The 7,677-nt window shown below is 70.9% G+C and carries 14 protein-coding genes; 2 read left to right on the top strand and 12 right to left on the bottom strand.

Going from position 1 to position 7,677, the window contains the following annotated elements; translation table 11 throughout:
* Positions 1 to 78: 78 nt before the first annotated feature.
* The 7 genes from AC067N_RS19345 to AC067N_RS19375 all read right to left on the bottom strand — a co-directional run bounded on the left by AC067N_RS19345 (position 79) and on the right by AC067N_RS19375 (position 4,319).
* Positions 79 to 1,836: an FtsK/SpoIIIE domain-containing protein gene (locus tag AC067N_RS19345; RefSeq protein WP_478680095.1), complete on the bottom strand. Its 1,758-nt coding sequence runs from the start codon at positions 1,834 to 1,836 to the stop codon at positions 79 to 81.
* 65 nt (positions 1,837 to 1,901) lie between these two features.
* Positions 1,902 to 2,792: a hypothetical protein gene (locus tag AC067N_RS19350; protein WP_478680096.1), complete on the bottom strand. Its 891-nt coding sequence runs from the start codon at positions 2,790 to 2,792 to the stop codon at positions 1,902 to 1,904.
* Positions 2,793 to 2,808: 16 nt separating this feature from the next.
* Positions 2,809 to 3,012 carry a hypothetical protein gene (locus AC067N_RS19355; protein ID WP_478680097.1) on the bottom strand — a complete coding sequence of 68 codons (204 nt, stop codon included), beginning with the start codon at positions 3,010 to 3,012 and terminating at the stop codon, positions 2,809 to 2,811.
* A gap of 99 nt (positions 3,013 to 3,111) precedes the next feature.
* Positions 3,112 to 3,285 carry a hypothetical protein gene (locus AC067N_RS19360; protein WP_478680098.1) on the bottom strand — a complete coding sequence of 58 codons (174 nt, stop codon included), beginning with the start codon at positions 3,283 to 3,285 and terminating at the stop codon, positions 3,112 to 3,114.
* Positions 3,286 to 3,371: 86 nt separating this feature from the next.
* The gene (locus AC067N_RS19365) at positions 3,372 to 3,560 is read right to left on the bottom strand and encodes a hypothetical protein (protein ID WP_478680099.1); all 189 of its coding nucleotides are present in this window, start codon (positions 3,558 to 3,560) and stop codon (positions 3,372 to 3,374) included.
* 259 nt (positions 3,561 to 3,819) lie between these two features.
* On the bottom strand, positions 3,820 to 4,023 hold the full coding sequence (locus AC067N_RS19370; RefSeq protein WP_478680100.1) for a hypothetical protein: 204 nt from the start codon (positions 4,021 to 4,023) through the stop codon (positions 3,820 to 3,822).
* 29 nt (positions 4,024 to 4,052) lie between these two features.
* A complete protein-coding gene (locus tag AC067N_RS19375) occupies positions 4,053 to 4,319 on the bottom strand; it encodes a hypothetical protein (protein ID WP_478680101.1) in 267 nt (88 codons plus the stop codon).
* Between the two features lie 206 nt (positions 4,320 to 4,525).
* Here AC067N_RS19375 and AC067N_RS19380 point away from each other — a divergent pair, with 206 nt between their 5' ends.
* Positions 4,526 to 4,801, top strand: coding sequence for a hypothetical protein (locus AC067N_RS19380; protein ID WP_478680102.1), 276 nt, complete (start codon positions 4,526 to 4,528; stop codon positions 4,799 to 4,801).
* Between the two features lie 515 nt (positions 4,802 to 5,316).
* Positions 5,317 to 5,496, top strand: a complete 180-nt coding sequence (gene fxsA, locus AC067N_RS19385; protein ID WP_478680103.1) for an FxSxx-COOH cyclophane-containing RiPP peptide — start codon at positions 5,317 to 5,319, stop codon at positions 5,494 to 5,496.
* Positions 5,497 to 5,559: 63 nt separating this feature from the next.
* On the opposite strand, the gene AC067N_RS19390 is transcribed toward fxsA, so the two are convergent.
* Genes AC067N_RS19390 through AC067N_RS19410 form a run of 5 tightly spaced genes read right to left on the bottom strand, consistent with a single transcriptional unit; the run spans position 5,560 to position 7,420 of the window.
* Positions 5,560 to 5,958, bottom strand: a complete 399-nt coding sequence (locus tag AC067N_RS19390; RefSeq protein WP_478680104.1) for a hypothetical protein — start codon at positions 5,956 to 5,958, stop codon at positions 5,560 to 5,562.
* On the bottom strand, positions 5,955 to 6,539 hold the full coding sequence (locus AC067N_RS19395; RefSeq protein ID WP_478680105.1) for a hypothetical protein: 585 nt from the start codon (positions 6,537 to 6,539) through the stop codon (positions 5,955 to 5,957). The genes AC067N_RS19390 and AC067N_RS19395 overlap by 4 nt, the downstream gene beginning before the upstream one ends.
* Positions 6,536 to 6,739 carry a hypothetical protein gene (locus AC067N_RS19400; RefSeq protein WP_478680106.1) on the bottom strand — a complete coding sequence of 68 codons (204 nt, stop codon included), beginning with the start codon at positions 6,737 to 6,739 and terminating at the stop codon, positions 6,536 to 6,538. Before AC067N_RS19400 ends, AC067N_RS19395 begins: the two co-directional genes overlap by 4 nt.
* Positions 6,740 to 6,776: 37 nt before the next feature.
* The gene (locus AC067N_RS19405; protein WP_478680107.1) at positions 6,777 to 7,190 is read right to left on the bottom strand and encodes a hypothetical protein; all 414 of its coding nucleotides are present in this window, start codon (positions 7,188 to 7,190) and stop codon (positions 6,777 to 6,779) included.
* Positions 7,187 to 7,420, bottom strand: coding sequence for a hypothetical protein (locus tag AC067N_RS19410; protein WP_478680108.1), 234 nt, complete (start codon positions 7,418 to 7,420; stop codon positions 7,187 to 7,189). The genes AC067N_RS19405 and AC067N_RS19410 overlap by 4 nt, the downstream gene beginning before the upstream one ends.
* Between the last annotated feature and the right edge of the window lie 257 nt (positions 7,421 to 7,677).

Here is a 7,677-nt window from a genome sequence, read left to right on the forward strand (position 1 = left end):
CCGCCCCCCGACCCTGGGGAGGCCCAGGTCCGACCCTGTATCCGACTCCCCCTGAACCAGCTTCGACCTGCGCATTCGTCAGGTGCTGACGGCCTGCGCTTCCCACGCCTCGTCGGGCACGATCCGCCATGTCTGGGTGTCTGCGCAGCGCTCCACATCCGGGCCCAGGGCGCGCGCCGCATCAAGGACCTGCTTCTCAGTGAGGGCGGTCGCTATCTCCAGCTCGCGGCGGGTCATGTTGCCGTACTTCACCAGCGCGTTCCGTACCCGCTCCTGATTCGTGGCACCCGGCACCGGAAGGATCAGCCGCTTCCCCACCGGGGCCCGCACGGTCGTCGCGCCGATCCTGGCGACCTCCGCCCGGAACTCATCGCCCGTCAGCCACATGCCCTTGTACGGCGCCGCCACCTGGTGCATGGGCGACTGGAGGAGGAACTTGCCCGGCTGGTCCAGCTTCCCGGGCTCCCAACCAGGGGTGTTCCCGAAGATGAACCGGCGGTGGTCCGCGTCGTTCATGCGGGTGGACAGCCGGTTCGCGTAGTTCCCGCGGGCGTCCGTCGTCCCACCGAACACCTTCCGGGACGGCTGCTGAGTCGCGGACAGGAAGTGCATACCGGCGAACCGCATCAACGCCAGCAGAGACTCCTGCTTCTTCGACGCCGGGTCCTTCTTCCACGGGCCGCCGTCGCCCTGCCTGACCAGCTCCGCGAGCTCGTCCTCGATGACCCAGATCGCGGGGCGGCCGTGCTTCTGCGGGTCCCATTCCTGGTCGCCGGCCTGAGCGAGGATCTCGCCGCGCTCGCCGAGTTCCTGCTTCAGCCAGTCGAGGAGAGCGTGGGCCTGCTCGGGGGTCTCGGCCAGGTCCTGGAGGATCGGCAGCATGGGGGTGAGCTCGGGCGCGCCGGGCTTGAGGTCCATGCCGTACAGGACGGTGTCGGGCCGGTCCGCGAGCTGGACCGCGATGGACCGGGTCAGGGTGGACTTCCCGAACTTAGATGAACCAGCGACCAACGTGTGGTTGTAGGCCAGGTCCAACCAGACAGGGTTCAGGAACCGGTCCACGCCAAGGAGGACCGGGTCGGTGAACCGGGCTCCGGTGGTCCGCTCGTAGGGGATGATCGCGGAGAGCGGGTCGCCGTCGATGAACCGGGCGATGAGCTGGTTCGTGAGCGCGCCGTCCTCCAGCATGAACTCCCCGGCCACGCCCATACCCGAGGCCACCTTGGGCCAGGCGGCCCGCAGCTTGTTCCGGTCCAGGTTCACGGGCAGGTCCAGGACCGCGGTCCACCCGGTGCGGGTCCGTTCCACGGTGCAGCCCGGCAGCACGGCGGCGAACAGTTCGTGGACCACGGTCCGCAGCCTGGTTTCTTCCACGGTCCGGCCGGTCAGGTCCGGTCCGGACTGGGCCGGTTCGGGCGTGGTCTTCTGGACCAGGGCGTGGTGGGCCATCTGCTGCCGGATCAGCGTGGTGTTCAGGCGGGCGGTCTCGTGCTCCAGCTTGATGGCGTCGTGGCGGGTGTCGTGCCGGTGCTTGACCATCGCCGCGAACACGGCCGCCGCGGTGATCGCGTACCCGTACCAGGCGGCGAACCCGCCCACGCTGCCGGTGAGCCACGCCTGCCCGGAGGCGCCGGCGAGGGCGAGGCTGCCCCAGGCGAGGGCGGGCGGCCACTTCTTCGAGAACGACGTCCACGACAGGGAGCCTGCGGCGATGGCCGTGCCGAACTCGATGGCAGCTGCGGTGGTGCCGTAGATGCCGTCAGCGGCCAGGGCGGCGGCGGAGACGAGGCCGGGGACGGTGAGGGCGGTGGCGAGGTCGGTACGGGTGATCTTCACGGTGTGGGCTCCGTGGGGACAGGACGGCCCCCGCAGGGTGGGGTGCGGGGGCCGGACGACGGGGGCTAGTTGTACTGGTTGAGGAGGCTCGTGGCCTTCGTCAGTCGCCGGTACGCGGTGGACTCCGGGACGCCGAGGATCTCCGCGGCGCGGGCCTTGGTGATGTGCTCGCCCTTGCGGAGCCGGGACAGGAGCACGTCGACCTGGTCCTCGACCTGGGCGGCCGGTCCGGTCCGGTTCGCGGCGGCCTGGACCGCCTGGACTGGCGTCGGTTCGGGCGCGGGGTCGATCTGGTTCACGGGCTGGTCAGGGGCCTGAACCGAGGGCTGAACCGGCGTGGACTCGGGTGGGGCAGCGGCTCGACTCACGATGATCTGCGGGCTGTCGGGCGCGGCGCCGAGCTCAGCCTTGGCCTGGTCCACTCCGGCCATGACCCGCATCAGAACCTCGGTGTGGAACGCCTGGTCCAGGTCCGAGCCGTAGCCGGACTTCCGGGCGCGCTTCACGTAGTCCGGGAACGCGTTCGAGAACGCGGCCTTGAACCCGATCGGGAACAGCGCGAACACCAACCCGGCGACGACACCAGTTGCGGTGAGTCCGAAAAGGACGATGCCGTGGGCGAAGTTCGCGGCCACGGAGACGGCGAACATGCGCTGCATCCGCTGGTGCGCCTCGATCGCCCGGTGGGGACTGTCCTGGTTCTTGATGACCACGGCCGCGGACTGGAACCAGACGACGTCGATGAGCGCGAACACAGCCCACGCTGCCCAGTCGGGCATGTGGAAGTGCCGGCCGAGGTCGTAGAGGGACCAGCCGGAGGCGACGGCGACGGCGACGGCGAGGACGGGGATGGTGGCGAGGATGGCGGTGTCGAGCGCCCCGCGGCGTCGTTCGGCCGTCTTGTTGCGCTTGGCGTTGATGACGGCGGTGGCGCGGGTGAAGAGGTCGTTGGACATGGCGGGGCTCCAGGGTTCAGGCGCGGGCTCGGGCGGTGCGGGGCGGGTGTTCGTTGAGGAGGTGCCAGGCCGCCAGAGACGCGATGGCGACGAGGACGGCGGGTGTGGTGGCGGCCCACAGGGTGACCGTGAACGCGGCGTCGACGACTGCGGTCAGGCCGATGGTCTGGTGCAGCAGGAGGGTGAGGGCTCCGATGAGGAGCCAGGCGCAGCGGGGCATCGGGGTCTCCGGGTCGGGGTCGGGCGGCTGGGCTGGTCGGATTTCCAGGGCTCACGTACCGGCGGGTGGGACGTGGGCCGTGGGCTACCGGCCTGCGGGTCAGCTGAGGCGTTCGACGGTGACGTTGAGGTCGCGGGGGTCGGAGTCGGCGGCCTTGAGGCGCCGGTCGAGGTCGGCCTGGTCGTGGACGGTGATGGTGTCGGTGGGGGCGCCGGTGATGATGTTGACCTTCTGGCCGGTGCGGCTGGTCGCGGTGAGTGCCCACTTCGGCATGAGCTGGTCCTCTCGTCGGTGTGGTTGGAGCGCTGGATGGTTCTCCTCGACCCGGCCCTTGCGAGACGGGCGGGGCGGGCGGCCGGTCAGTGCTGGTGGTCGCAGTTGCCGGCGGGTGTCACGACGATGTGGCTGGTCTGGTAGCCCTGGTCGCGGAGCTTGCCCACGATGCCGGTGGCGGCGGACTGTTCGTCGTCGTCGCAGACGGGGGTGGTGGCGGTGCCGGTGCGGCCTTGGGAGTCGGTGACGGTGACGGTGGTGTTCCACTTCCGCATGGGGGGTTCCTTCCGTGGGGCCGCGCCCCGGCCGGGGGTGGTACCGGGGCGCGGCGGCTGGTGGGTGGGGGGTTAGTCGTCGGGGTTGTCGGCTTCGCGGCAGTCGTCGTTGCAGTAGGGGTAGCCGCCAGGTGCGCCGCAGAGCAGGCACTCGTCCATTACTGGCCTCCGGTTCCGGGGTCGATCCATCCGCCGCAGCGTCCGCAGACGAGTTGCTGGCCTTGTTGCTGCATGGGCTGGCCGCAGCAGGTGGGGGCGCTCACCAGTCCTCCCCGGGGAGGTAGCCCTCGCGGAGTTTGGCGGCGTCTTCGCGGTACTCGGCGGCGTGCTGTCGGGCGAATCCGGCGGCAGTCTTGGCTTGCGCGCGGTGGGTGGGGCTGTTGTCGGGGTTGTTGGCGTCGCGGTCGCCGCTGAGGGCGGCGTTGTCGGCTCGGGTGGCGCTGCGTTCTGCGGACTCGGCCATGGCGCGCATTTCGGCGCGCGAGGGGCGGCTCACTGGGCCACCGCCGGGCGCAGCTCGGTGTCGAGGTAGCAGCGGATCTGCTCGTCGGTGTGGCCGTGGGCTTGGGCCGCTTGCTGGTAGCGGTCGAACGCGGCGCGCTCCGTGTCGGTGAGCGGGTTGCCCTGCTGGGTGCGGGCTTCGGCGAGGCCGATGGCGACGGCGGCCCAGTGGAGTGCGGCGGCGGGGTCGTTGGTGGGGGTGCCGTCGTCGGGCGTGGGGGTGGGCGTGGCTTGGGGCTCGGCCGTAGGATTCGGCACGGCTGTCCTTCCTGTTCACGGCAGGTGGATGGCTGGCCCCGGCGGAGGTGCGAACTCCGACCGGGGCTACTTGCATTGAGAGGCGGAGGGCCATCCCGTAGACCACCGTACAGGGTCCCTGTACGATGGTCCAGTAGGTAGGCCCCCCTACCCCGGAGGGAGCGGCTTTGCCTGGACAGGAAGACGGCACAGAGGAGGTGCAACGCGTGATCGACTCGGTGAAGGAGACGGTCGACTCCTTGAACGCGATGGACGATGACATCGCCAAGGCCAAGGGTGCAGGCGCCCTCCTCAAGAGCCTTCCGGAGGAGCAGCAACGGCTGCGGAAGATCCGCCACGAGGCCGTGATCAGGCTCCGGGCCCGCAAGGTCAGCTACCGGGACATCGCCAAGGGCATCGGCGTGTCGCTGGCCCGTGTCCAGCAGATCGAGGCTGAGGAGACCGGGCGGTCGACGCGCAAGAAGGCAGGCGACGCGGAGTAGGCCCGCGCGTGAACGCCCCACCTCGGGTTGAGGTGGGGCGTTTCGTTGTCTCCGGGGGCCTCTGCCCCGCTGCGGCGTTGGTCCCCGATGGGGCGCGGCGTGTGTGCGGGAGGGATGCGGTTGCCCGGACCCGGCCTTACCCCGGCAGACGGCTGGCACCCCGCTGGGCGGGCAGCAGCCGCCCGGCTGTTCCCCAGCGGGGTGGTCTCAGGATGCCAGACGTGAGGCTCGGCGTGGGCCGGGGTGGCGGCGTCCGCAGCGGCAGACGGGGCGGCGCATCCGGGCCCGGTCCGACCGGTAGTGGTATCGCAGGCGTTCGAGCAGGAACGACAGCACACGGCCTCCCGTAGACGGTGCGGCACGGGGGTCGGCGCCCTTCCGGCCGGTGGCGTTCCACCTTCCACGCGGAGCAGGTCACGCGCGCCGGGTCTCGCACCCGGATGCCGCGACACCAGCATGCCACGAGGCGGCTCCCGGTACCGTCTGCGGCACCAGCGCACGAGAGCGAGACGGTCATGCAGACGATCCACCTCCCCGACGAGCAGCCCACCCCCGACGGTCCGGAGCGTGTGCCCCTGGTACGCCTCGCCGGACAGTCCGCAGGTTCGCCGGCGTTGACGCGGGCAGTGGCCGCGGGGGTTGAGAAGCGGGGGCCGTCGCGGGTGGCGGTGGCGGCGTTCCAGTCGTCGGTCTGAACGCGGGAGAGCCCTCCGCATCGGGGTGAGACGGAGGGCTCTGTGTTGAGGATGCCACGCCCGTCAAGCCGGGCCGGGCTGGTCGAGGGCGTCGAGGATCGCGCAGGCCAGCTCGTGTTGGGCGAGTGACATGTCGTCGCGTCCGGGGGCTGTGTGGTTGCGGGTGAACTCGGCGAGGGCACGGGCCCGACCGACGGCGGCCTCGGCGGTTTCGGCGCGTTGGGTGGCGGCGGCTGCCGCGTCCAGGTTCTGCTGCCGCATGGCGTCGACGAGACGGAGCTGCGCCTCTGCCTCGTCGGCGCGCCGCCGCTGCTGTTCCCAGTGCTCCGCTGTGGGGCCAGCGTCTCCGCGTCCGCATTCGGGGCAGTAGTCGCGCGCCACGGCACGGAGGGCGTCGAGTTGCTCGTACAGGGCGTCGAGGGCGTCGCTGGTCAGGTGGTCGAGGGGGATGCGCTGGTTCATGCGTCCTCCACGGTGCTGGTGGTGGTGTCGCGTACCAGCCGGTACGTGTTCTCGGGGTGCCGCTCCCGGTATCCGGCGAGCTGGGCGACGACCGCCTTCCGGTCGCTGCTGCCGGGACCGCAGATGCCGGCGCCGGTGGGGAAGCGGCAGTGGATCCACCAGTGGGGGCCGCCACCGAACTCGGGCGGGTCGGCCTGGTCGGCCCACGCGTGCAGGGCTTCGGCGAGGTGTCGGGCCTGTGCCGGGTTGATCACGACGCATGGGTCGCCTGGCGTGGTGAGGTGGAGGCGGAGCCACGGCCATGGCGTGCCGTCTTCGGGCTGGTCGTCGCGGCCGTCGCGGGTGATGTGGGAGGGGATTTCCGCGAGGCCGACCGTGCCGTCGCGCGGGTCGTCTTGAGCGGGGAGGATGTGGGAGCCCTGGTACACCCAGGGTGGGCCGAGGTGTTCGGGGTCGCCGTCTGCGCCGATGCCTTCGATGCTGCCGTAGATGCTCATGCCGTCCTTCGCTTGCTGGTAGCTGGTGCCGCAGTGTCGGCAGTTGCCGATGTGGGTGAGGGGCGCGGGATGCGGGTCGGTCACGGCTGGGCTCGGTTGATCGCGCGGGCGGGTTCACTGGCGTCGAGGAGGGCGAGCGCGTGGAGGAGCAGGGCGCGGCAGATGGCGCGTTCGCGGGGGTCCTCTGGGGCCGCCATGTCGATGAGGCAGTGCATGCGGGTGCCGTTGGGGTCGCGGGTGCTGCGGTACACGAGGTGGGGGCCGGGGTTCAGGTCGTCAGGCATGTGGGTCTCCGGTGGTTGGTGTGGCACGGGCAGGGACTCAGGCGGGGGTGGGGCCGGGGGCCGTTTCCATCGCCTGCGCGCGGTCGGCTGCGGCCTCGAACAGGTGCGCCAGTTGGTCGCTGCTGTGGGTCGCTGACCAGCCGGATACGACCTCGTGGGCGTGTCCGACGCGCTGCGAGAAGTAGCTGGCCGACCAACTCGCGTCGGGCCAGCCTTCGTCGGTGACCTCTGGGTCGACGAGGCCGCCGATCAGGATGAGTGCGACGCCTTCCGCTATGGCGTGTTCGGGGGTGATGACGGCGGCGAAGTCTTCGAAGGTGGTGGTGCCGAACAGGGCGCGGCGTAGCGCTTGGTGGGGGCCGTGGTCGGCGTAGGCGGCTGCCTCCCGCAGGCCCTTGGAGAGGGTTGGCGCGGTGGGGAGCGCGGCGAGTTCGGTGACGGAGATGGTCATCGGGTCTCCTCCTCGGTGGCGCGGGGCGGTTCGAGTCCGAGCTGTATGGCGGCGAGTGCGACGGCCTCACGGATCGACAGGCCGTCTTCGCTGGCGGCTCGGAGGGCGAGTGCGCGGGTGTGGAGGTCGTCGGCGAGGGCGAGTTGTTCGGGCGTTAGGCCGCCGCGTCCGGTGCGCCTGTGGGGCTTCTCGGGGCGGCTGGGTGTCCATCGGTCTTCGGTGTCAGGCATTTGGGCCTCATTTCGCTGCGTGGTGGGGTCGTGGGCGGCCTATCGGGGTGGGGTGAGGGTGATGGCCCAGGGAGGGGGTTTCAACGCCTCAGGGAGTTAACTGTCGGGTAACTTCCTGAGGGGCGGCCAGAGCCAGTCGACGACCGCCGCCACACCCGCCATCACCACACAGCCGGCCGCCACCCACAGCGATGCGATGCACGCGTAGGCCAGCCAGTGCGGCGGGCCACTCACTCCGGGGCCTCGACGGTGTACGA

It is taken from the genome of Streptomyces sp. NPDC042364 (assembly GCF_056437585.1).

Coding starts and splice junctions, on each gene's coding strand:
- AC067N_RS19390 (WP_478680104.1), bottom strand. CDS start 5,958: ATGAACCAGCGCATCCCCCTCGACCACCTGACCAGCGACGCCCTCGAC.
- AC067N_RS19355 (WP_478680097.1), bottom strand. CDS start 3,012: ATGCCCCGCTGCGCCTGGCTCCTCATCGGAGCCCTCACCCTCCTGCTG.
- AC067N_RS19370 (WP_478680100.1), bottom strand. CDS start 4,023: ATGGCCGAGTCCGCAGAACGCAGCGCCACCCGAGCCGACAACGCCGCC.
- AC067N_RS19365 (WP_478680099.1), bottom strand. CDS start 3,560: ATGCGGAAGTGGAACACCACCGTCACCGTCACCGACTCCCAAGGCCGC.
- fxsA (WP_478680103.1), top strand. CDS start 5,317: ATGCAGACGATCCACCTCCCCGACGAGCAGCCCACCCCCGACGGTCCG.
- AC067N_RS19410 (WP_478680108.1), bottom strand. CDS start 7,420: ATGCCTGACACCGAAGACCGATGGACACCCAGCCGCCCCGAGAAGCCC.
- AC067N_RS19405 (WP_478680107.1), bottom strand. CDS start 7,190: ATGACCATCTCCGTCACCGAACTCGCCGCGCTCCCCACCGCGCCAACC.
- AC067N_RS19400 (WP_478680106.1), bottom strand. CDS start 6,739: ATGCCTGACGACCTGAACCCCGGCCCCCACCTCGTGTACCGCAGCACC.
- AC067N_RS19350 (WP_478680096.1), bottom strand. CDS start 2,792: ATGTCCAACGACCTCTTCACCCGCGCCACCGCCGTCATCAACGCCAAG.
- AC067N_RS19360 (WP_478680098.1), bottom strand. CDS start 3,285: ATGCCGAAGTGGGCACTCACCGCGACCAGCCGCACCGGCCAGAAGGTC.